Raw genomic sequence first — 21,295 nt, 5'->3', positions numbered from 1 at the left:
CCGGCTCGCGGCGTGAGCCGCCCGAGAAGGGCTGGTCTCACCCGTGCGGGCCTGTATCATGGTCATGTGAATTCCTGGGAGGAGGCTTGTGCATGCGGCTGAATCGGAATCTCTGCCAGTGGAGGGTTTGGGTCTTCATCGCCGCAATGGCGCTTTGGCCGCACGCGGCGCCGGCCGATAGCCTCACGCCCGAGCGCATCACTGCTGCCCTGTCGAAGCTCGAAGCGCTTGCCGAAGCCGCCGTCGCGGACGGTGCCGTGCCCGGGCTCGCCATCGGCGTCGTGCGCGATGACGAGGTGATCTTCCTCAAGGGTTTTGGGCATCGCGAGGCCGGCAAGCCTGAGATCGTCGACGCCGACACGGTGTTCCAGATCGCCTCCCTTTCCAAGCCGGTTTCCGCCACCGTCGTAGCGGCGTTGGTTAGCGACAGGATCGTGTCCTGGGATTCGAAGATCGCCGATCTCGATCCGGCCTTCAGGTTGGCCGATCCTTATCCGGCAAGCCAGCTCACCGTCCGTGACCTGTTTTCGCATCGCAGCGGGCTTCCAGGCACCGCCGGAGACGACCTCGAGGACATTGGCTACGACCGCGTCGAGATCCTGCATCGCCTGCGGTTCGTGCCGCCATCGTCGAGCTTTCGGGCCGGGTATTCTTACAGCAATTTCGGATTGACAGAGGGTGCCGTGGCAGCCGCGACACCGACGGGAAAGCCCTGGGAGCAGGTCGCCGAGGAGAAGCTCTACCGTCCGCTGGGCATGGCCTCCACGAGTTCCCGCCATTCGGACTTCGTCAAGCGAACCAACCGCGCCGCGCTTCACGTCAAGGTCGATGGCGCCTGGGCAGCGAGGATAGAGCGCGATCCGGATGCGCAGGCGCCCGCCGGCGGCGTCAGCTCTACGGCACGTGACCTCTCGCAATGGGTGCGCCTCATCCTCCACAACGGCGTTTATGCCGGCAAGACACTGATTGCCGCCGATGCGCTAAGCCAGACGCATGTTCCGCTGATATCGCGCGGCAACAACCCCGTCTCCGGCGGCGCATCGTTCTACGGCCTCGGCTGGAATGTCGAATTCGGCCGACACGGCCTGAGCTGGGGCCACGCCGGCGCTTTCAGCGTCGGCGCGCGTACCCTGGTGACAGTCTTCCCAAAGGAGAAGCTGGGCATAGTCATCGTCGCCAACGCCTTTCCGACTGGCCTGCCGGAGGGATTGTCCGACAGCTTCGCCGATCTCGTCTTCGACGGTAAGGTCGAGAAGGACTGGGTCAAGGCGTGGAATGATATCTATGCGGGCCTGTTCGGTCCGGTGGTCGCGGCGGCCAAGGCCGCCTACGCCGCGCCGCCGTCTCCGTCACGGCGAGCCGGGCCGGGCAGTGTCTATGCTGGCCGGTACGCCAACGACTTCATCGGCGACGCGATTGTGTCGAAAGCGGGAGACGACCTTGTACTCAAGGTGGGCCCGGCCGCCGGCCGGTCCTATTCATTGAGGCATTTCGACGGTGATCTTTTCCTGACCTTCCCCGACGCGGAGACGCCGGACAGCCCCTCGGGTGTAAGTTTCGTGGTCGGCGCTGACGGCAAGGCGTCGGCCATGACTGTAGGTTTTCTCGACGACAATCATCTCGGCACGCTGCAACGTGTGGGGGACTGACTTCCAAATCGACCGGTCCCGCCGGGAGTCAGGATGCCGGGCCGTATCGGAGCAGTTTGAAGCAATCGCCGTTGCCCGATTTCGTCTGTGCCAGCGAGGGCTTCGATCTGTCGATCCATTCCTGATGTGACCTCGCGTCGGCTTCGATCGCGTCGACCGGTGCAAGACTGACAAAGCTGCGTCCGTGGCTGAGAAGCCAGCACGCACGGCCGAGAAATCGCCTGCTGCGCTGGCGCAAGAGGTCGGCATCGTAGAAGATGTCGAGCACCTCGTGCTTGATCTTGCGCTCGGTTTCAGGATTGGCGATCGCAACCTCGATCGGCTCGCCGCCGATCGCATCCTGCAGGTCCTTGTAGTCGAGGGTGAGTTGGGTGATGGCATATTTGATCTCGCTCTCGTCGCGCACGATGTCGAACCATAGCGTCGGATCGAGCTGGTTGACGACGAACGACGACTCGAAATCGCGCGACAGGTTGAGGATGTCGAAGTCCCGGATGTCGACGTCGCGCTCAACCAGCAGGATTTCGCGGATCTGCTTGCCAAGCTCCGCTCCCTGCGCGCCGATGGCGGCGTTGGTTCCACCAAGTTCGGGACTAACGTAGGCCCCGCCGTCATCCAGCAGCGCGTCGAATTCGCCAAGTGACTCGACGAGGGGAGCGCCACGAGCGATGCGCGCCGCCAGCTTGGCCAGAACCTGCTGGAGATCCGTTTCGCGTCTGCGCTGGTCTTGGTAATTCTGCTGGAAAAAGAAGATGAACAGCGACACGCCGATGCCGATCAGGATCACGCCCAACTGCGAGAAGATGTTACGGTAGTATTCCAGCAGCTTTTCGCGATGACGCACGTCGTCGCGCACACTGTGGGCGACGCGCAGATTGACGATCAGCGACAGGATGAGCAGCCCAGTACCGACGAGGATGAGGCCGCCGATGAGCAGGTAACCATGGCCTGTGCTGAAGTCCATTCGTTTTCCCTGAAGCCCAGACTGCGCAGAATAGTGCCATTTTGGCTAAATACCTACGGATTTGCAGGCGGTGGATTTGATGGCGGCGACCACCCCAGAAGGTTGACCCGCCTGGCCATCCGGCCGATAGCTCCGCCAGAAACTGCCCCGAGAACCCTGATGACTTCAGACACGAACCTCCACGATGCACGCTCCGCCGATCCTGACACCGCCTGGCAGGCGGACGTCCGCGCCGGGGTGCGCCACGTCCGCGACCTTGACCGCCTCCCGCTGTCGTCAGCCGAGCGCGCAGCCGCCCAGGCCGCGGCGGCGAACCACAAGGTGCGCGCGCCCAAAGCCTATCTCGACCTGATCGACTGGAACGACCCGGCTGATCCGATCCGGGCGCAGGTCATCCCGTCTCCGCAAGAACTTGAGGAAGCGGAAGGCGAACTCGACGATCCGATCGCCGACCATGACTTCAGCCCGGTGCCGCGCTTGACGCATCGCCATGCCGACCGGGTGCTGTTGTTCCCGACCTACCAATGCGCGGTCTATTGCCGGTTCTGCTTCCGCAAGGAATCGCTGACCTCGATCGGCAGGGGTTATACGCGCGAGGCGCTGGAGCCGGCGCTGGCCTATATCGCGGATCACCCCGAAATCCGCGAGGTGATCCTGACCGGCGGCGATCCGCTGTCGCTGCCCGACAAGGCGCTGGCCGAAATCCGCGCGCGCATCGAAGCGATCGCGCATGTGCGGCTGCTGCGCATCCACACGCGCGTTCCGGTGGCGCTGCCGTCGCGCATCACGCCGGGGCTGGTTGCGGCCCTGCAGGGCCGGCTGATGGTCACCATCGTCACCCATTTCAACCACGCGCGGGAAATCACTCAGGCCACGGAAACCGCCTGTCGCACGCTGCGGCAAGCCGGCTTCGTGCTGCTCAACCAGAGCGTTCTGCTCAAAGGCGTCAACGACAGCGTCGAGGCGCTGGAGGAGCTCTGCCGCGAGCTGATGTATCGCCTCGGCGTCAAACCCTATTACCTGCACCATGGCGACCTCGCGCGCGGCATGGCGCACCGGCGCACGACGATTGCGCAGGGGCAGGCGCTGACCGAAGCGCTGCGGGCGCGACTGTCGGGCATCTGCAACCCCGTCTATGTGCTCGACCTGCCGGAAGGCGGCGGCAAGGTGCCGATCGGGCCTTGCCATGTCGAGGGACGGGAGGGCGAGAACTGGCGGCTGCGCGGGCTGGATGGCGAGGTGAGGGCGTATACGGAGATCGTTGGCGAATAGGACTGCGCGCTAACCCCTGTCTTTCTCGACAAACGCCAGCACCACCACGCGCGGGGCAACGCAGTAGGCGAGCCTGGCCTTGCGGCCTGTCTTCGTCGTCGCGTGGCCTGCGTTCAGGTCGACGGTGATGTCCTCATAGCCCAGCACCTCGCGATCGAGCGGATAGACGGCCTTGTAGACGGCTTCCTTGGCGGCAAAAAGGATGCGGCCGGCAAGATGCCGGTCGGCTGCGTCGGTGCGGTCCGCGGGTGTTGTCACGAGCGCCAAAATATCATCCGGGAGAGGCTGCGCGGGCTCGACGTCGATGCCGAGCGAGGCGATATCGCCAACCGGTGCAACCGCCGCTACCGCCATGTCGTCGTCGTGCGCGAGCGAACCCATTATTCCCTCGGGCCAGACCGGCGCGCCGGTTGGCGCGCGCAGGATGGCGACGTCGCCGACGCCAAGCTCCGCCAGCAGTCCGTGCGCGATCCAGCGCGCAGCGCCGCTGGCGCGCCGCATGGCAAGCTGGCGCGCCGCGATAGAGCGGGCTTCCATGGGCAGCAGATGGGCTTCATCGCCTTCGCGGATCAGGCGGCATCCGATCCGGACACCGCTCGGCGCGATCGCGGCCATAGCCTCCAGCAGGGTCGTTTCCGCCGATGAATTCGCAACGGGCGGCGTCAACGATCGACCATCGGCAGGACGGCGATCATTTCTCCGTCCTCGTCGATGCCTTGTTCCACGAAGCCGGCTGCGCGATAGAGGTGGCGTGCGGCCTCGTTCTCGGGCTCGTAGCAGATCGAAACCTCCCTGATATGGCCGAGATTTCCGATCTCGTCGAGCAAGGCGCGCAATGCGGCTTTGCCATAGCCTTTGCCCTGGTGGGCGCGGTCGATCATGAAGCGGTAGACCAGCGCCTCGTTGTCCGACGCATCGTACATCAGGAAACCGACGACACGGGTCCCAGCCATGATGGCGCGCGGCCGCGCGTCTTCGTCGGTTTCGGCTTCTTCGAGGGACTCCGAATTGCCGGCGACGAAATCCCTCTGCTCCGGAGCCAGTTCCAGGGCCGCCACCAGAGCGCGGTTGGCCCTGGTCACGGCAACGAGACGGATGTCCTCGGTGTTCAAGCCGATGCCTTGGCCGAGGACTCGGTGATCGGTTCGACGAAGCGATGCAGCTTGGCCGGGTTGCCGCGCCATATGGAGTTGGGCTCCAGCTCTTCGCCCTTCATGACGAAGGAGTCGACATCGACCACCGAACCTTCGCCCATGACAACGCCGTAGTGGACAAAGGCGGAGGGTCCGAGCGTGCAGCCCTTGCCGATGCGGATGAAGTCGGACTTGAAGGCGCCTTCTTCCAGCGAATGGGCCTGGATGACGCAGCCCTCGTTGAGGGTGGCGTCGTCGCCGATCTCCACCAGCGAGCGTTCTGTCAGATTGCTGCCGCCGTCATAGACACGGCTGCCGATCTTGACGCCCAGCATGCGCAGGATCATCGGCCGGAACGGCGTGCCGGCGAACAGCCGCACGATCGGCGAATCCGCCAGCTTCCAGTGGCGTTCATGACGCCAGAACGCGACGTCATAGATCGTCGTCATCTGCGGCTTCAGCCTGCCGAAACCAAGACTTGCCCGTTCCACGAAGATGTAGAACGGAATGGTGATCGCCGAGGTCAGCAGCACGGCGACGAACAGTGCGACTTCAGCCCATTCGGTGTAGTAGTTCAGCGCCCGGTCCCAGATCGCCAGCGTGGCGAACAGCATGACCCATTGCGTTGCCACGAACAGCAGGATCGTCACCAGATTGTGGCGGTTCTTCAATGGGATGCGCCGGCGCCGGTCGTCCTCGTCGATGCCGGCGATGAGTTCCTTGTCGCGGTTCACCATGCGCGGGATTTCAAAGGCAGGCGAACCCAAGAGCCCGACATTCTCGCGCAGCGGCCCGTCGATGGGGATCATCACCTTGGTGCCGAGCAGGACGTTGTCGCCGGTGCGGCCGTCCGGCGGATAGTAGATGTTGTTGCCGAGATAATTGCGCTCGCCGATCCTCGTCGGCTCGAGCCTGAAGGCGGCGGCGGATTTGTGCATGTTGATCATGAACAGCCCGTCCGACACCATGGTCTCGGTGCCGATCTCGCACAGAAGCGGGTTTTCGTGCTGCTGGTTGGAGCCGAAATTGGAGCCGGTCTGCACCACCTTGTTGAGATTCCAGCCGATCGCTCGCATGTAGTGCACGATGGCCGAGCTGTCGCCGGCCAGCAGGCCGAGCACGCGGGAATTGCTGGAGAATTCAGCGACGGTCTGCAGCCAGTAGCGGAAGCCGTACAGCGTGTAGGTGCGGCCTGGCTTCAACAGCAGGCTGACCAGGCGCGGCACCAGCGTCGCCGCCAGGAAGGATGCGGCCATGTAGCCGAACAGCGTCACCGTGGTGCCGATCGCGACGACGCCGATGGTTTCCTGGTAGTCGTCGCCGACATTTTCCCAATAGCTGTGGAACAGGAGCGGCAAGGGAGTGACGATGGCAAACAGGCCGATCAGCTGAACCGCTTCGAACAGGAAGCGCCGGATGTTGGACGGATCGACATTGCGCACCTTGCAATAGTCGGCCGTGGTCGGCACGGCCGGCGAGCCATGCCAGCGTTCGCCGTCGGGGATGCTTTGGCCGCGGTGCAGCGAGGACGAATGGCCGAGCTGGGCGCCGTCGCCGATCCTGGTGTCGATGTCGAGCGTCGAACCGACGCCGACAAAGGCATCGCGGCCGATGGTCAGCGGCCCGGTGTGGATATAGCCGGCCTGCGCCCGGAAGCCGAGGATCATCGATTCCTTGCGCAGGATGGTGTTGGCGCCGATCGAGATGAGATCCGTGCAGACGGGCACGGATTTCGATTCGATGACGGCGTTCTTGCCGAGCCTGGTGCCGAGAAGCTGCAGGTAGATGCTGTAGAGCGGGCTGCCGCGGAACAGCACGACGGGCGCGGTGCGGATCAACGTCTTGACCACCCAGAAGCGGAAGTAACGCACGCCCCAGATGGGAAACGCTTCCGCCTTCCAGCGGCCGACCAGCACCCATTTGGCGAGGACGGCAAAACCCGACATGCCGAAGAACACGGCGGCCGAAAGCGCCACGCACCTGATGTAGAGCTGCAGCGGATCGTCGAGCGCGTCGTACATCCAGTTGAGACCACCATTGATCGCCCACAGGGCGCCATAGCTGTAGAGCCCGTAGAACATCAGCTGTGCGGCGCCGCAGGTCCAATAGGCAAGATTGGAGGCCCGCCGCGTGAGGACGGGCTCGTTGGTGGCCGTCGTCATCTCGTCCGCTACGCCCAGATGCAGCGCCAGCCGCGCCACGGTCGGGTGGAGGTAGATGTCGCGCATGGACGCCGTCGCCCATTCCTTCCTGGTGCGCACACGGGCGCAGAAATGCGCCATCAGCAGCGAGTTGGCGCCGAGATCGTCGAAGAAATTGTCCTCGACGGACACTTCGTCGAACTTCAGCACCGCGGCCAGCGCGTCGGCCAGGAAACGCTCGTCGTCATTGGCGGGCGCGACCATGGCGCGATCGCCCGAAAGCCGCACGCTTGTCGGCTTCGGCAGCTGGCGCAAATCCACCTTGTTGGAAACCGTCATCGGGATCGCCGGCAGCTCCTCGAGATAGGAGGGCACCATGTAGTCCGGCAGCCGCCGCTTCATCGTCCTGGCGAGGTCCGCGCGCGAGATCGCCGTCTGGCCGGCCTTCGCTGCGAAATAGGCGACGAGTTCGACGCGGCCGGGCTCGATCTCCCAGGTGGTGACGGCGGCTTGAGCGATCTCGGGCTGGTCGAGCAGCACCGCCTCGATCTCGCCGAGCTCGATGCGGTAGCCGCGGATCTTCACCTGGGTGTCGATGCGGCCGTTATACTCGATCTCGCTTTGGTCGTTGATGCGGCCAAGGTCGCCGGTGCGGTAGATGCGCTTGGACGGGTTGTTCGGCAGGCCGACGAAATCGGCGATGAATTTCTGTTCGGTCAGGTCGGGCCGGTTGAGATAGCCGACCGCGAGCCCGATGCCGGCAATGCCGATCTCGCCCAGTTCGCCCGGCTCGGCAAGCTGCGGCAGCGAAGCGTCGAGGATGACGATCGAGTAGGTCGGCAGCGGCGCGCCGATGGTGACGGGACTGTCCGGCGTCAGCGCGCCCATGGTGGCGGTGACGGTCGCCTCGGTCGGGCCGTAGGTGTTCAGGATCTGCCGCCCCGGCTTCGACCAGCGCACCACCAGATTGTGCGGACAGGCCTCGCCGCCCACCAGCAGCGTGCGCAGGCTGGGCACATCCGATGTCATCGACGACAGCAGCGTCGGGCTGCAGGCGATGCAGGTGATGTCATGGAGCCGCAGGAAATCGGCGAGTTCCTCGCCCACCAGCGGCATCTGGCCAGGAGCGGGCACCACCGTCGCGCCGGCGACGAACGGCACCCAGATCTCTTCGGAGGAAAAGTCGAAGGCGATCGTCATGCCCTGGTAGACGCGGTCGCCCGGCCGGTAGCCGTAGGAGGCGGCGGCGACGCGGATGAAATTGACGAAACTCTGGTGCTTGATGACCACGCCCTTGGGCTTGCCGGTGGTGCCCGACGTGTAGAGGATGTAGCAGGTGTCGTCCGCTGAAGCGGCCTTCGCATGCGGCTGCAGCGGCGCGTTGGATTGTCTGGAGATTTCGGCAGCAGTGCTGTCGATCAGCAGATGCGGGACCGGCAGCTGGCCGGCGCGCGACGCATAGGCGGCGATGGTGACGATCAGGCTGACGCCGGCGTCTTCGATGATGAGCGCCATCCGCTCCTCGGGAAAGGCGGTCGCCAGCGGCACGAAGGCAGCGCCCGCCTTCATCACGGCGAGCAGCGCGACATAGGTCTCCGCCGAGCGGTCGAGGATGAGCCCGATGCGGTCGCCCGGCTTCACGCCGCGCTTGATCAGCAGGCGGGCGAACTGGTTGGCCCGCCTGTCCAGCTCCCGATAGGTCCAGACACGCCCGTCGGAGATCACCGCCGGCAGCGCTGCGAACATCTCGGCAAGCTGTTCGAAGACGGTGTCGAGCCGCTCGCCGGGCAAGCCTTGGCGGGCAAAGTCGGCGCCCGTCAGGATTTGCCCGCGCCTGGCTGTCGCGGGAGCCGTTCTTACCAGCGCATCGACACCTGCCGGGCCGCTTTCCAGCCCCGATCGTTCCGCGTCCAGTTCGGCGACATCGACACCGTGATCCATTTCCATACTTTCCCGTCCAGGCCGGGCATTGCCCGGCACGGCCATTTTTCCAGTTGTTGTGGGATGCTTATGCCATCCGATCTTTTCGGCAGTTTTTCCGAACTGTTGAATATTGTTTCTGAACTGTGTCTGGGCGGGGTTTTGAGCCTCCCTTGGCGGCTGCGCCCGGCGGCAACGCCGGCGCGCGCGCCAGCGTTTTTCTGGAACCAGCCTTGAGGCCCCGCATTCTATGAGCAGGGACTGAAGGAGCGTGTCGTGAAAGCGGTTTTGGGACTGGTCTGCGGCTTCGTGCTGACCCTTGCGGTCTTCGGCAGCGGACTGGGCTTCGCCGCCTGGCTGCTTGCCGCAAAGCCGCCGCGCCAGGCAACGGCCACCGTCAGCGTGGCGGAGCTGTGGACCAAGAAGGCGCGGCCGGTGAACAAAGCCGGGCAGGGCCTCGAACGCCTGCCGGCCGCCCAGCCGGCGCCGCCCGACATCCCCGCCAAACCGCCGGAAACGCCGCCCGACCCGACGGTCACCGGCGCCATCGCGCCCAAGGCAACCGACCTGCCGCGTCCGCATCTCGCCTGGTGCGCCAGCCGCTATCGCTCCTACCATCCGGACGACAACAGTTATCTCTCCTACAGCGGGCAGCTGCGCCCCTGCATCTCGCCCTATCTCGAAGCCGCCGGTCAGGCCGGCCAGCCGGCTGCCGGCGACGGCGGGGAAAACGGCGCTGGCCTTGGCGTCTACCTTGCCGATGATGACGGCGAAGCGCTTTCGGCCGACCATGTCGATTCCTGCTTCAGCCGCTACCGCTCCTATCGCCCGGAAGACAACAGCTACCAGCCATACTCCGGTGGCCCGAGACGGCAATGCCAGTAGCCCCCGCGCACCGCCGGCATGGCGATCCGATCGCGCGGATTTTCCGGAGCGTCCGCATTGGCGCGACGTTCAACCCTGACCCGAAGGAGGACTGACCATGAGCGACGACCGGGACGACAGAATTCGTGAGCGCGCCTACCAGATCTGGGAACGGGAAGGCCGCATGCAGGGCGACCCCGAGCGGCACTGGCACCAGGCCGAGGCCGAGATCGACCGCGAGGGAGCCCTGCCGCTGACGGCGGGCGACGCGCTGCCTGAAACCGGCGAGATCGCCAGCTCCGACGTGCTGGAGGTCGAGGCGCTGGCGGTGCGCACCGGCATCTCCGGCGACGAGGCACAGGAACTGCTCGACCGCTTGGGCAACGACCGCGCCGCGGTCGAGCAAGCCGCGCGCAGCCTCAAGGCCAAAGGGCGGCGAAACCCCGATGAGGGACTGGCGAAATAGTCGGAGGACGAAAAATGCCGGCTAGGCTGCGACGGCTGATCGGCACGAAAAGCCCGCGCCTCTGGCGGAGGACGCGGGCCGATCGGAGGGCCGATCTTCGGCAGGCGATGGAGGGCACCACCTGCCGCATCCACTAACAATTAGCTTTGGCTAATGTTCCGTCAAGTTGGATCTGAATTTACTGCGTTGGAATGTCGGCTGCCGCCGCAATTGCGCCGCTAGCCTTCGTGGCCGGGATGCATGTGTCCGGACAGGGAGCTTGTCGATGGGATAGGAATTTTTTCTTGACGGGGTGAGGGCAGCTATGCTACATTTCTGCCTATGGTGCTGATTTGCGCCAGTGACCCGCCGCCCAGGCGGGTTTTTGCGTTTTGGCCGGCGCTCGCCGAATTTCGACGTTGCCAGAAAGCGCCGACGCCAAAGCTGCCAATCTCCCCACTTGTGGGGGAGATGGCCGGCAGGCCAGAGGGGGGGCGCCGTAGAGTGCTGCCTTCGAACGGGTGGATCATTTGGATTGGAACGGCGTTGATCCCTGACACAACCGGGGAATGAGCATGGCGACAAGACGCAGGCGCTGGTCGGCAGGCCGCCGCCCGGTAAGCGGAAACCTTGATCAGGGCCAATCCTAGCCAGGGAGAGCGAGATGATCCGAAAACTCAAGGACGGCAAATACCGGCTGTATTCGCGCAAGAAGGACGACAAGACCGGCAAGCGGCGCAACCTCGGAACGTTCGATACGCGCGAGGCGGCGGAGAAGCACGAGAAGGAGGTGCAGTATTTCAAGCGGCATTGAGAGGGGGCCTCTGGCTGTCGCAATGGTGACTCACCAAACGCCAATGCGGCCGGCGCTGAATACAGCCGTCACCCGCAAGATGTCTACGCCACGCGTGGTTGAGCTGGCCTGACTACGGTAGCGAGCACGATGCCGGCGACGATGAAGGCCGCACCGACCAGGTCGTAATCGTGCAAGCCCTCGCCGAGCAGCAGATAGGCGAGCACGGCCACGAACACCGTCTGCAGGTAGAGCAGCATGCTTGCCCGGCTAGCACCCAGCGTTTGCACGCTTTTGTTGTAGAGGTAGTACATCAGGGCGCCGCCGGGACCTGCCAGATAGGCGAGCGCGAGAAGGCTGTGGACGTTCATGGCGGAGCGTTCGTCGTTGAACAATTCCCACGCATGGAAAGGCAAGGCGACCAGCGCACCGGCGCCGAGCAGCAGCACGACCATCGGCAGGAGTTCGATGCCGAATTTGGCACGGCGCAAAAGCACGGTGTAGAGGCCCCAGCAGAACGCGCTGCCGACGATCCACAGCTCGCCGGCGTTGAGCTTGAGCTGCAGCAGCGCCGTCAGGTTGCCGTGGGCAACGATGAAAATCATCCCGGCAAGCGCAACCAGCGCGCCAAGCGACTTCCACAGGCCGAGCGGCTCGCCAAGCACGAAACGGGCAAGCACCATCGTCATGACCGGCGACAGCGCCATGATGATGCCGGCCGTGGTGGCGTCGGTGTGGTTGAGGCCATGGTAGATCATACCCTGGCAGAGCGTCAGGCCGATCGCCCCCACGGCGACGACCTCCACGGCGCGCGTTCGCAAAAGCCCGATCATCGCCTCGTGATGACGGTGCACGATCGGCAGCAGGATGGCGCAGGCAAGCGTCAGCCGCCAGAAACAGAGACCCCAGGGCGGCATTTCAGGCGCCACCCATTTGGCCGCGATGTAGACACCGGCCGAAAGCAGCCAGCACAGGACGGCGGCCGGATAGCCGGCCAGGGAGGATATGGGGCGCACGGGTTGCGCGGCTTGATGCGCTATCGGCATTGCCTGCATGTCATGCCTCCCCTTCGATGACCTCGGCCAGACGGGGCAATATAGCCTGTGTCGTTGGGTCGTGCATCCGTTTTGAGAGGTCGAGGAGGAATCTGGGCAGCCGCGCGGACCTCAAGGGCAAGGGGAAACTATCAGCCAGGGAGAGCGAAATGATCCGGAAAATGAAATGCGGAAAATACCGGCTTTATTCGCGCTAGGAGGATGAGAAGACCGGGAAAAGGCGGAATCTGGGAACGTTCGAGACGCGTGAGGCGATGGAGAAGCATGAGCGCGAGGTGTAGTATTTTAAGCGGCATTGAGGGGATAGTGGGACGTTCCTTGCAGGCTGGATACCTGGGCATGGCCCGGCGGGAGTCCTCTTTCACACCAAACTTCGCCCGGCAGAACATTCCGAGAAGACAGCGATCACGGCGGGCATGTTCCTACTGGCAATTGCCGCCATCGGCGCAATATAGCTGCACCAGCAGCGGAGCAGGAGACGGGCAACGTGCTGATGGTGGCGAATGGGTGGTAGGGAAGCTTTCAGTTGAGGGGCGGGTTGCGGTGGATCACAGCTCCCTGGGCGCGTATCGCTTAGTATGGATGCGTTAGGCTCAGGTTGAGTGATGCGGTCACCCTTTCCTAAACACTACAGTGCCCTTATACCGAATCGGTCGCTTGCGGCACAGGAACAGTGAACTCCAGAGGTCATTTGCATACTCTCGAATCCTATCTCAGTGATGGAATCCAACGTGATCGGGAAGACATTGCCGCCATCGATCGAGTGCTTCTAGAAACAGGAGAAACGATTGCGGGAACGTTCAATTCGGAGAAACCCAACTGGCCCTATGAAATTCCCGATCGCCGAAAAGAAAATGACAAGCACAAGATTTCGCATAGCACGATGACAATGATGATCCGCGCAATCGATCTTCTTCGCGAGTCGCAACGAGTTGGCACATCTCGTCCAGGCTATGCATTTGAGGTTGGCGGTCAATACGCGAAAAAGCTGGATGAAGCGCGAAAGAAGGCATTTGACAGGTTGGTCGCTGAGCTTAGAGAAGCCCGTTCTGAGACCAGAGCCCAAACCATAACAACGATTTCTCCTACCTACGGGACCAATGACCCGCTAACCATGTCGTTTCTTGCCGAGGTTTTGTCGGCGACACCTGGTGGGACCGATGATCTCATGGCCGATGCCAGGATCGTCGTTCAGAAACTCGTAAAGATTGATCCGACGAACAGCTTCGTCAGTTTTTTTATTTTTAAGAACAGAGGCTTGACGGAATCAAAAGTCGTACCCAACGCATTCGTTCCTTTGTTAGTCGTGCGTGCAGCTCATACGCTGGGGCAAGAGATAGAAGGCAGAGCTGCATATCTGCGCTACTTTGAGAGTACACTTCACGATCAGCTTTCGTACTCAAATATCCCGGACAGCCGCTTCGATCCTGCCGAGTTGATCTTCTCTTTGGAGGGCGTGCTGCTCCTCTCGGAGCAGACAATAGATGTGCGTCTATTCGACCGTGTTCTTGATGTCCTCGAGCAAGCGCAGCAGACTAGTGCTCACTGGCGCCCAAGTAAGCCCTTCCTGCGCACCGTAAAGGGGTTTGTACTTTTCCCAATAAGTGTGGAGGCCGCAAATTCACTTCTGCGGTGCTGCCAGAGACTAGATAAGGACGAGCGGTTTCATGGGCGCTCGGAACGATACATAGCTCTGTTTCGCCGCTTCTGGAGTTGGCTTGCGGCGAGGCGCGTCACAATCGATGTTGAAGGAACGCCACGCCGAGTTTCAGGCTGGCACTCGGACCATGTCGCGGATCCTGACTCGATCCAACTTTGGGATACCGCGCAGGTAGTCGATTTTCTTCTGGGATACCGGCGTAGCCTCCACGGCCACATAGCTCGCACCACGCTGCGACTGTCTCGCTTCAACGTTCGAAAGCCTCAACGTGCCAAACAGTCTTGGAGTCCTGCGACCCAAGCGATGCAACTAGCTCGAAAGACGACAACGGCCGCGGCCCCGGATGACAAAGCAGATCTGAGGGAGAGCTTTGAGCCGATAACCTCACTCGGGCCATACTTCGAGACCTATCGTAAGGTAGAAGAGGAGTTCCTTTTGCCTTGGCTCGGCGGAAGTCCCCGAAATTATTCTATGTTAATTTATGGCCCGCCTGGCACCGGCAAAACCAGCGTTGCTGAAAATTTAGCGGATGCGCTCGGCTTTCCGCTCGTAACGATTACCGTCAGCGACTTTCTGGCAGGTGGCGGGGGCGAGGTGGAAGCGCGCGCTAAAATGATCTTTGAGGTGCTTGAGGCGCAGGCGGACGTCGTGGTCCTCTTCGACGAGATTGACGAACTCGTGCTGGATCGAAGCTCGAAGCGGCATGGCCAGCAAGATACCGTATTCAAGTTCATGACGCCTGGCATGCTGACCAAGTTTAATAACTTGCGCCGAGCGAAGCGCGGTATCTTCATCATGGCTACCAATTACGCATATCGCATCGATCCGGCGATCCGTAGAACGGGGCGTATCGACGAGAATTACCTACTGCTTCCGCCGGATGCTACTTCAAGGCAGAAGATGATAAAGAATTTTCTGAAAGATGCGATCGAAAAGGGAAATCTCCCGGCCGACCATGCGCTGAATCCTGACAATATCGAGAAATCCGGTAAATGGAGTATCCTGCGGAGTGCTTCATTCTTCTTGGGCTATAAGGATATCGAGGCTGCAGTGGCGCGTGTTGTTCGCCAGGTTGGTAACAGTCAAAGTGTGACGGAACTTGAGAGTGAGTTCTTGGAATGGGGACGCACAACGACTCTTCGCCTCTACAATGGCGCATTCGACGAAATAGACGATCGGGAGGCAATTGAACGCGAGTTCCTGCCCCTTATCGAGATGGCAGCGCGGGAGGGCGCAGTCCTTAAGGAAAAGAAAAATCCGGCTCTCGATTGCGCGGCTTTATTTAAGGCTGATGAAAAGAATGGCAAGCTGGCTTCGTTCGCTAGTGAACTTAAGCTCAGAGAAGAATCCTTAAGGTTCGTTAAGCGGCGCAGTCCGGAATACGTTAGGAAATGACAGCTCAATCCCCCCAGCCGCTAAGCGGCATCCGTCAAGCTTGGCGTTCTGCCTTCGGATCACGAAAGGTCGTCTATCTCAGCGGCCCGATCACGTCGGGACTGCGGTTCATAGATTGGTGGAGCAAGATCGGATATCAGCTTGAGGCCGATGCGAGCGCTTATCGTGCCGAACTTGTCGAGCAGGTGATTATTCCGAACGAGAACCAGCTCAAAGCGACAGCCGAACTGCTCCGCGCCAGGGGCTCGGAGCCGGTGGTTGAGCCAGCGAGCCTATTCATTAACGGTTGGACCCAAGAAGATTATCTAGAGTTGTGGCAGCAGTTCATCTCAGCTCACGCGAGCCGCATCCTGTTAATGGACGGATGGGAATACAGCGCGGGTAGTGCCTCTGAATTCTGCCGTGCACATCTCGAAGGCATCCCCACCGCTCGTGTTGACGGATCGCCCATCGTCGCACGAGATGGTGTCGCCGCAATCAGCCGCGCACTCGCTCGCGTTGATGCACTGGCTGTGCCGCCGCTCGCTCTCCAGAACACATTGCGTGCTGCATATAGCCAACTCGAAACAACAGTGGCGACTGTAGTCTACGTGCCGGGTGGTGGCATTCCGCGAAAAGACGCTTCGCTCGATCGGCTCGCTGAACTTATCAACGTAGCGCAATTCGTCAGCTATGAACCGCATCGTGGGAAACCAAAGCAGGCGTATTCACGCGTCCTTGGGGAAAGCCCTAACCGCATATTCTCCAACGTTACCGAAGTTGCCGAGACACTCCTTGCGCGAAGCGCTGACGGCTCCGTGAATGTGAGAAGCTTTACACCTGAAAGCCCGCTTAGCCGCGAATTCATATACGGTCTGACTCGAGTTAACGATATTGTCGATGCGATCGCACGCCTCACGCGCGAAGGTCTGCATACCATCGTAAATGAAACGGTCGATATCCACGATGGTGGCGTTTCCGGGGTGGTGCTTGGGAAGATCATCGAGTTTGCTCCCGACGATACGCCTCGCGCGGTAGAGAAGGCAGGCACAGCTTCTCTACCTCTCGGTTGGGGATTCCGACTCCTCGCTACGGTTTACGGTTTCGAACCGGATTTGGCAGTTCCCGAAAACACGCGCCTGGAATTCAGTCTGCATCCCCGGCCACGTGGCTGGCGTCGCATGCACACGTTGGGATGGGAGATTGCTGAACACAAAGGGTTAGATTTGTTTCCGGTAGCGCAGTGGCCCAACAGATTTAGTCATATGCTTGGCGATAAGGTCTTCGGGCTTCTTGTCGCACACCTCATTGGCCTGCCAGTACCGCGCACTACTGTGGTCAATCGGCGGGTGGCACCGTTTACGTTCGGCCAAGCAACGGGTTCGTCGGAGGTCTGGTGTCGCACTGCACCAATCGAGCAGACACCGGGCAAATTCACGACAACGCGCGGCTGGAGCGACCCCTTTAGGATCATGCAGGAAGAAGATCCGGACCACAAGTTAATCGCTTCGATTCTGGGACAAGCAAGTGTTGAGCCGCTCTATTCCGGTGCGTCGATAGTGCTCCAGAGCGGGGAGATCGTCACCGAGGGGCTACGCGGTGTGGGTGACAGGTTCATGTTAGGCACTGCCAAGGCAGAGATACTTCCGTCGTCAATTATCGCGGACGTTGAACGCCTGCATGCGGGTGCGGCCGAATTGGGCCCGGTGCGTTTCGAGTGGGTTCACGATGGCAAACGGGCATGGGTGGTGCAGATGCATCATGGCGCAACTAAGAGTGCTGCTGGCGTGCTTGTCCCGGGAAAAGCAGAGCATTGGATAGTCTTTGACGTCTCGCAAGGACTTGAGAAGTTACGCGACGTCATTGACAGCCTTGAGCCGCACCATGGTGTGGAATTGCAGGGCGAAGTTGGCCTAACTAGCCATATCGCGGACGTTATTCGCAGAGCAAACGTGCCAGCACGCATGAAACCGCAGGACCGTGATGCGGCCTAGTGCTGGGCAAGCAAACATCACCGTAGCCGAGTGCTCTTTCGGGTAGGGTCGCCGGGAACAGGAATTGTCGTCCTACCGCCTTCCCACCCCTGGCATTAACCATTCGTTAACCATTCCCTCGCTAGCGTTTACCTCTCAGTAAGGATTCGCCAGCCGTGACCTTTGCCGCCCCCCTCGAGGCCAAATCCATTCGCTTTCGTGCCCGCTCTTTCGTCGCTTTCACGCTGACGCCGGAGGCGCCTTTGGACGTGTGGCTGGAGGGGCTGGATCACTGGATCGGCAATTCGCCTGGCTATTTTGCCGGGCGGCCGGTGGTGCTTGATCTCAACACCTTGAAGCCCGATGTCGCCGCGATCGAATCGCTGGTCGACGTGCTTGGCCATCGCGGCATCCGCGTCTACGCCATCGAGCTCGACGGCCACGCCGCACTCGCGCCCAACCTGCCGCCGGTGCTGGTCGGCGCCAAGGAGGCGACGACGGATGGGTTGCTGCCCCGCGAGGCGCGGGCGGAGGGTTTCGACAAGGCCGAGGGCAGGGCGGCTGAACAGCATGCGGATGCGGGCAGCGCGGCCAAGGCCGGCGACGGCAAGGCTGGCGCAAGCAAGGCGGGCGATAGCGAGCCGCAGGTTGAAGCTTCGGGCACGCTGATGATCAAGGCGCCGATCCGCTCCGGCCAGGCGATCGTGCATCCGCATGGCGATGTCATCGTGCTGGGTTCTGTCGCTTCCGGGTCGGAGATCATCGCGGCGGGCTCGATCCATGTCTACGGCACGCTGCGCGGGCGCGCTTCGGCGGGTGCGCTGGGCAACAGGGGCGCGCGCATCTTCTGCCGCAAGAACGAGGCGGAGCTGCTGGCGGTCGACGGCTGGTACGTCACCGCCGAGGAGATGGAAGGCGTTTCGCGCGGCAAGCCGGTGCAGGCGTTTCTCGACGGCGACGCCTTGCGGGTTTCGACGCTGAGCTGACATTCGTTTCGATATTGGGGCGGCCGAGGGCCGCCCGACCAAGAACAACAACAACGGAGGCTTTTCAATGGGCAAGGTAGTGGTGGTCACCTCGGGCAAGGGGGGCGTCGGCAAGACGACCTCGACGGCGGCCCTCGGGGCGGCCGTGGCCAAGACCGGCAAGAAGGTGGCGCTCGTCGACTTCGACGTCGGCCTGCGCAACCTCGACCTGATCATGGGCGCCGAACGGCGCGTGGTGTTCGACCTCGTCAACGTCATCCAGGGCCAGGCGAAGCTCTCGCAGGCGCTGATCCGCGACAAGCGGGTCGAGACGCTGTTCCTGCTGCCGGCCTCGCAGACGCGCGACAAGGATGCGCTGACCGAGGAAGGCGTCGGCGAAGTCATCGACAAGCTGCGCTCGGTGTTCGACTACGTCTTCTGCGACAGCCCGGCCGGCATCGAGCGCGGCGCGCAGCTCGCCATGCGCTTTGCCGACGAGGCGGTCATCGTCACCAATCCGGAAGTGTCGTCGGTGCGCGATTCCGATCGCATCATCGGCCTGCTCGATGCCCGCACCTTGCGGGCCGAGCAGGGCGAGCAGATCGCCAAGCATGTGCTGGTGACGCGCTACGATGCGGCGCGCGCCTCGCGCGGCGAGATGCTGTCCATCGACGACGTGCTGGAAATCCTGTCGGTGCCGCTGCTCGGCATCATTCCGGAAAGCCAGGACGTGCTGCGCGCCTCCAACCTCGGTTCGCCGGTGACGCTGTCGGAGCCGCTCAATTCCGCTGCCAAGGCCTATATCGACGCCGCCAGGCGGCTGGAGGGCGAGGAATTGCCCGTCATCGTGCCCTTCGAGCGCAAGGGCTTCCTCGATCGTCTTTTGGGAAGGAGGGCGGCATGAACCTGCTCGACATCTTCAAGCGGCGCTCCAGCGCCCCGGTGGCGCGCGAGCGGCTGCAAGTGCTGCTCGCCTATGAGCGCCGCAACCGCAGCCAGCCCGACCTCGTCTCCATCCTGCGCGAGGAGATCATGGCCGTCATCGCCAAGCATGTGCAGATCGACCAGGACTATCTGCAGGTCTCGATGGACCGCGGCGAGACCATGTCGACGCTGGAAATCGACATCCAGATCCCCAACAAGAGCGCCGTGCCGCTGGCCATGGCGGGGTGAGGGCAACTTAGGGAGCCGCGATCCTTCGCGCCCCCCTCTGTCCCGCCGGCAGAACCGGCTTCGCACCCTCGCACCGCATCGCTCGCGCCGTCCAAACCCCTAAAATGTCCCAAATTTACCTTTGTGCCGACGGGGCTTCCCCTGCGCAAGCAGCGGATGTAAGGATATATTAGCAATTTGTTAAGTTCTAAGCGAGGTATGCGTAAGGGGAGTTTGGCGATGAACTTCAGAGGCCTGATCAAGCGTGCTGAAGACGTGGATAAAGCGATCCAGGACCTGCAGATCGATTTGGCGGACGCGCTGGATGCAAGTCTCGACGCCGACGACCTGGCGCCGCCAGAGAGCGACGATGTGCCGGATGCCCAGGCGGCACCCGATGACGGGCCACCCCAGGCCGATGCGGCAAATGACGACAATGCCGGGAATGCCGAGAATGCGGGCGCTGCGGACAGTTCCGAAACCGCGCCAAGACTGACCGCCCATACACAGACCCGGCTGGCTGCATTGAGCGCCTTCGAGGGACTCTTCCACGACGCCAGGGACTATCTGGAGGAGATCAACGACAAGCTGTCGGAGATCGGTACCTCACACCATCTGACGCGCGAATTCCTCAACATCCTGCACAGCGACATCCTGCGCGCCAACGAGCTGGAGGTTGCCAATGCCGCCCTGGCCGCCGAACAGAGGGCTCTGTCGGAAAAGCTGCACGACGCGACGCGAAAGCTGCGCGAGCGTGACGGCGCTTTCGAAGCGCTGCAGCAGCGCGAGACAAGTCTGGTCCAGGACCGGGAGACGCTGCGTGCGGCACTTGCCGCGGTCAGGCTGGAACTCGTCGAGACAGCCAATGCGAGCGCCAAACGCGAGGCGGAGTTCGGCGACATCGCCAAGCGGCTGACCGCCAGGACGGTCGAGGCCAACAGGCGCTTGCGCGAGAGCAAGATGCTGCGCGAAAAGCACGTCAACCTGTCGATCGAACTCGACAAGGCGCTGAAGCGGGAATCGCAAGCGCGCCACAGGCTCGACGAGCTGTCGGCGGTCCATGCCACCGAAGCAGCGCGGCTGGCGGAGCTGCTGGCGGCGCTCGGCAAGAGCGAGAAAGAGGAGATGCGGCTGCAGAAGTCGCTCGAGGCGGCACAGGCGAAACTGTCGGAAACGACCGAAGCGGCCCACATGATGGAAGGCGACAAGGAAGCCGAGCTGGCTCGCAGCCAGGCGGAAATGCGCGGGTTGAGCTCGGAGATCCAGAACCTGCAATCGCGGCTTGAGCAGGTGTCGAGCGAAAACGGCGAAGCCGCGGGCGAGATCGCCAGGCTCAAGAGCGAACTGAACGATGCTCTGGCCGAAAAGAAGATCGCCGATGAAAGATTGTCCGCGCTGAGCCAGGAGAGCGAAAGCGACAAGATGAGTCTTTCCAAGGTGAACGCCAACCTTTCTCAGCTGACGCTGCAACAGGCGTCCGAACAGATACAGTTCGACGTGCAGAGGCAGGAGTGCGAGGACCTCAAGGCCGAAATCGCCTCGCTCAATGCCCGGATCAAGGAACTGCTGCCCTATGAGCGGCTCCACAAGGCCACCAATGGCAGGCCGCGCGAGGACGGCGTGGTCGAGATGGCCGGGGCGATGGCGAAGAAAGCACGGACGACGGGCAGGCGGCGCATGCGCAGGAATGTCGGCGCCGCCACCTGAAGCGTGTCGCGCCTGAAGGATTCAGGCGACCCGCTTCAGATCCTTCTTTTGTGCATGGGAGGCCGGCACCTCACCCGGAGAGTAAGTCCAATGGGGCACCGGCCAGGCGGATCGACAGGTCCGCCGCACAGACAAGGTAGCGCGCCGCGGTCCCGCACGGCATTGGTGCGATCACGGAAGGTGCCAGCGGCAATTCCCCTGGCTTGTGATTCGAACCCTTGCGACGAC

Annotated in this window: 16 protein-coding genes; 11 read left to right on the top strand and 5 right to left on the bottom strand. The window is 62.3% G+C overall.

Annotated features, from left to right (window positions below; translation table 11 throughout):
• Window positions 1-92: 92 nt before the first annotated feature.
• Complete coding sequence (locus tag EOC83_RS18805) at window positions 93-1,649, top strand: serine hydrolase (protein WP_063168614.1); 1,557 nt, start codon at window positions 93-95, stop codon at window positions 1,647-1,649.
• A gap of 28 nt (window positions 1,650-1,677) precedes the next feature.
• Here EOC83_RS18805 and EOC83_RS18800 read toward each other — a convergent pair whose 3' ends face one another.
• On the bottom strand, window positions 1,678-2,613 hold the full coding sequence (locus tag EOC83_RS18800) for a hypothetical protein (protein WP_013530658.1): 936 nt from the start codon (window positions 2,611-2,613) through the stop codon (window positions 1,678-1,680).
• 159 nt (window positions 2,614-2,772) lie between these two features.
• On the opposite strand from EOC83_RS18800, the gene EOC83_RS18795 reads away from it, so the two are divergent.
• Window positions 2,773-3,885, top strand: coding sequence for a KamA family radical SAM protein (locus tag EOC83_RS18795; RefSeq protein ID WP_063168613.1), 1,113 nt, complete (start codon window positions 2,773-2,775; stop codon window positions 3,883-3,885).
• A 9-nt stretch (window positions 3,886-3,894) separates the two neighbouring features.
• Here EOC83_RS18795 and EOC83_RS18790 read toward each other — a convergent pair whose 3' ends face one another.
• Genes EOC83_RS18790 through EOC83_RS18780 form a run of 3 tightly spaced genes read right to left on the bottom strand, consistent with a single transcriptional unit; the run spans window position 3,895 to window position 9,106 of the window.
• Window positions 3,895-4,500: a 4'-phosphopantetheinyl transferase superfamily protein gene (locus EOC83_RS18790; protein ID WP_063170289.1), complete on the bottom strand. Its 606-nt coding sequence runs from the start codon at window positions 4,498-4,500 to the stop codon at window positions 3,895-3,897.
• A gap of 47 nt (window positions 4,501-4,547) precedes the next feature.
• Window positions 4,548-4,997 carry a GNAT family N-acetyltransferase gene (locus EOC83_RS18785; RefSeq protein ID WP_244514318.1) on the bottom strand — a complete coding sequence of 150 codons (450 nt, stop codon included), beginning with the start codon at window positions 4,995-4,997 and terminating at the stop codon, window positions 4,548-4,550.
• Complete coding sequence (locus tag EOC83_RS18780; RefSeq protein WP_063168612.1) at window positions 4,994-9,106, bottom strand: Pls/PosA family non-ribosomal peptide synthetase; 4,113 nt, start codon at window positions 9,104-9,106, stop codon at window positions 4,994-4,996. Before EOC83_RS18780 ends, EOC83_RS18785 begins: the two co-directional genes overlap by 4 nt.
• Before the next feature lie 249 nt (window positions 9,107-9,355).
• On the opposite strand from EOC83_RS18780, the gene EOC83_RS18775 reads away from it, so the two are divergent.
• The 3 genes from EOC83_RS18775 to EOC83_RS18765 all read left to right on the top strand — a co-directional run bounded on the left by EOC83_RS18775 (window position 9,356) and on the right by EOC83_RS18765 (window position 11,202).
• Window positions 9,356-9,964, top strand: coding sequence for a BA14K family protein (locus EOC83_RS18775; RefSeq protein ID WP_063168611.1), 609 nt, complete (start codon window positions 9,356-9,358; stop codon window positions 9,962-9,964).
• Between the two features lie 97 nt (window positions 9,965-10,061).
• Window positions 10,062-10,409 carry a DUF2934 domain-containing protein gene (locus EOC83_RS18770; protein ID WP_027160800.1) on the top strand — a complete coding sequence of 116 codons (348 nt, stop codon included), beginning with the start codon at window positions 10,062-10,064 and terminating at the stop codon, window positions 10,407-10,409.
• Window positions 10,410-11,052: 643 nt separating this feature from the next.
• Window positions 11,053-11,202: a hypothetical protein gene (locus tag EOC83_RS18765; RefSeq protein WP_086081318.1), complete on the top strand. Its 150-nt coding sequence runs from the start codon at window positions 11,053-11,055 to the stop codon at window positions 11,200-11,202.
• Window positions 11,203-11,285: 83 nt separating this feature from the next.
• Here EOC83_RS18765 and EOC83_RS18760 read toward each other — a convergent pair whose 3' ends face one another.
• A complete protein-coding gene (locus EOC83_RS18760; protein WP_063168610.1) occupies window positions 11,286-12,236 on the bottom strand; it encodes an EamA family transporter in 951 nt (316 codons plus the stop codon).
• Window positions 12,237-12,927: 691 nt separating this feature from the next.
• Here EOC83_RS18760 and EOC83_RS18750 point away from each other — a divergent pair.
• The 6 genes from EOC83_RS18750 (at window position 12,928) to EOC83_RS18725 (ending at window position 21,067) form a co-directional block, all read left to right on the top strand.
• The gene (locus tag EOC83_RS18750; RefSeq protein WP_063168609.1) at window positions 12,928-15,291 is read left to right on the top strand and encodes an ATP-binding protein; all 2,364 of its coding nucleotides are present in this window, start codon (window positions 12,928-12,930) and stop codon (window positions 15,289-15,291) included.
• Window positions 15,288-17,264, top strand: a complete 1,977-nt coding sequence (locus EOC83_RS18745) for a DUF4406 domain-containing protein (protein ID WP_082826503.1) — start codon at window positions 15,288-15,290, stop codon at window positions 17,262-17,264. Before EOC83_RS18750 ends, EOC83_RS18745 begins: the two co-directional genes overlap by 4 nt.
• 155 nt (window positions 17,265-17,419) lie before the next feature.
• Window positions 17,420-18,229, top strand: coding sequence for a septum site-determining protein MinC (gene minC, locus EOC83_RS18740; protein WP_063168608.1), 810 nt, complete (start codon window positions 17,420-17,422; stop codon window positions 18,227-18,229).
• A gap of 67 nt (window positions 18,230-18,296) precedes the next feature.
• A complete protein-coding gene (gene minD, locus EOC83_RS18735; RefSeq protein WP_013530671.1) occupies window positions 18,297-19,112 on the top strand; it encodes a septum site-determining protein MinD in 816 nt (271 codons plus the stop codon).
• Entirely contained in the window at window positions 19,109-19,381 is a 273-nt protein-coding gene (gene minE / locus EOC83_RS18730) for a cell division topological specificity factor MinE (protein WP_024501686.1), read from the top strand. Before minD ends, minE begins: the two co-directional genes overlap by 4 nt.
• A gap of 219 nt (window positions 19,382-19,600) precedes the next feature.
• Window positions 19,601-21,067 (top strand): hypothetical protein, encoded by a 1,467-nt coding sequence (locus EOC83_RS18725; protein WP_063168607.1) that lies wholly within the window; start codon window positions 19,601-19,603, stop codon window positions 21,065-21,067.
• Window positions 21,068-21,295: the final 228 nt, after the last annotated feature.

The sequence above is a fragment of the Mesorhizobium sp. Primo-A genome (genome assembly GCF_003997175.1).
GTDB lineage: Bacteria > Pseudomonadota > Alphaproteobacteria > Rhizobiales > Rhizobiaceae > Mesorhizobium > Mesorhizobium ciceri.
Note: the sequence above shows the minus strand (reverse complement) of the source record. Positions and strands in the feature narration are given on the sequence as shown.

Excerpts from the sequence above, each read along its gene's own strand:
- EOC83_RS18805 (WP_063168614.1), top strand. The coding sequence starts at position 93 with ATGCGGCTGAATCGGAATCTCTGCCAGTGGAGGGTTTGGGTCTTCATC.
- EOC83_RS18800 (WP_013530658.1), bottom strand. The coding sequence starts at position 2,613 with ATGGACTTCAGCACAGGCCATGGTTACCTGCTCATCGGCGGCCTCATC.
- EOC83_RS18795 (WP_063168613.1), top strand. The coding sequence starts at position 2,773 with ATGACTTCAGACACGAACCTCCACGATGCACGCTCCGCCGATCCTGAC.
- EOC83_RS18790 (WP_063170289.1), bottom strand. The coding sequence starts at position 4,500 with ATGGCCGCGATCGCGCCGAGCGGTGTCCGGATCGGATGCCGCCTGATC.
- EOC83_RS18780 (WP_063168612.1), bottom strand. The coding sequence starts at position 9,106 with ATGGAAATGGATCACGGTGTCGATGTCGCCGAACTGGACGCGGAACGA.
- EOC83_RS18770 (WP_027160800.1), top strand. The coding sequence starts at position 10,062 with ATGAGCGACGACCGGGACGACAGAATTCGTGAGCGCGCCTACCAGATC.
- EOC83_RS18765 (WP_086081318.1), top strand. The coding sequence starts at position 11,053 with ATGATCCGAAAACTCAAGGACGGCAAATACCGGCTGTATTCGCGCAAG.
- EOC83_RS18760 (WP_063168610.1), bottom strand. The coding sequence starts at position 12,236 with ATGCAGGCAATGCCGATAGCGCATCAAGCCGCGCAACCCGTGCGCCCC.
- EOC83_RS18745 (WP_082826503.1), top strand. The coding sequence starts at position 15,288 with ATGACAGCTCAATCCCCCCAGCCGCTAAGCGGCATCCGTCAAGCTTGG.
- minD (WP_013530671.1), top strand. The coding sequence starts at position 18,297 with ATGGGCAAGGTAGTGGTGGTCACCTCGGGCAAGGGGGGCGTCGGCAAG.
- minE (WP_024501686.1), top strand. The coding sequence starts at position 19,109 with ATGAACCTGCTCGACATCTTCAAGCGGCGCTCCAGCGCCCCGGTGGCG.
- EOC83_RS18725 (WP_063168607.1), top strand. The coding sequence starts at position 19,601 with ATGAACTTCAGAGGCCTGATCAAGCGTGCTGAAGACGTGGATAAAGCG.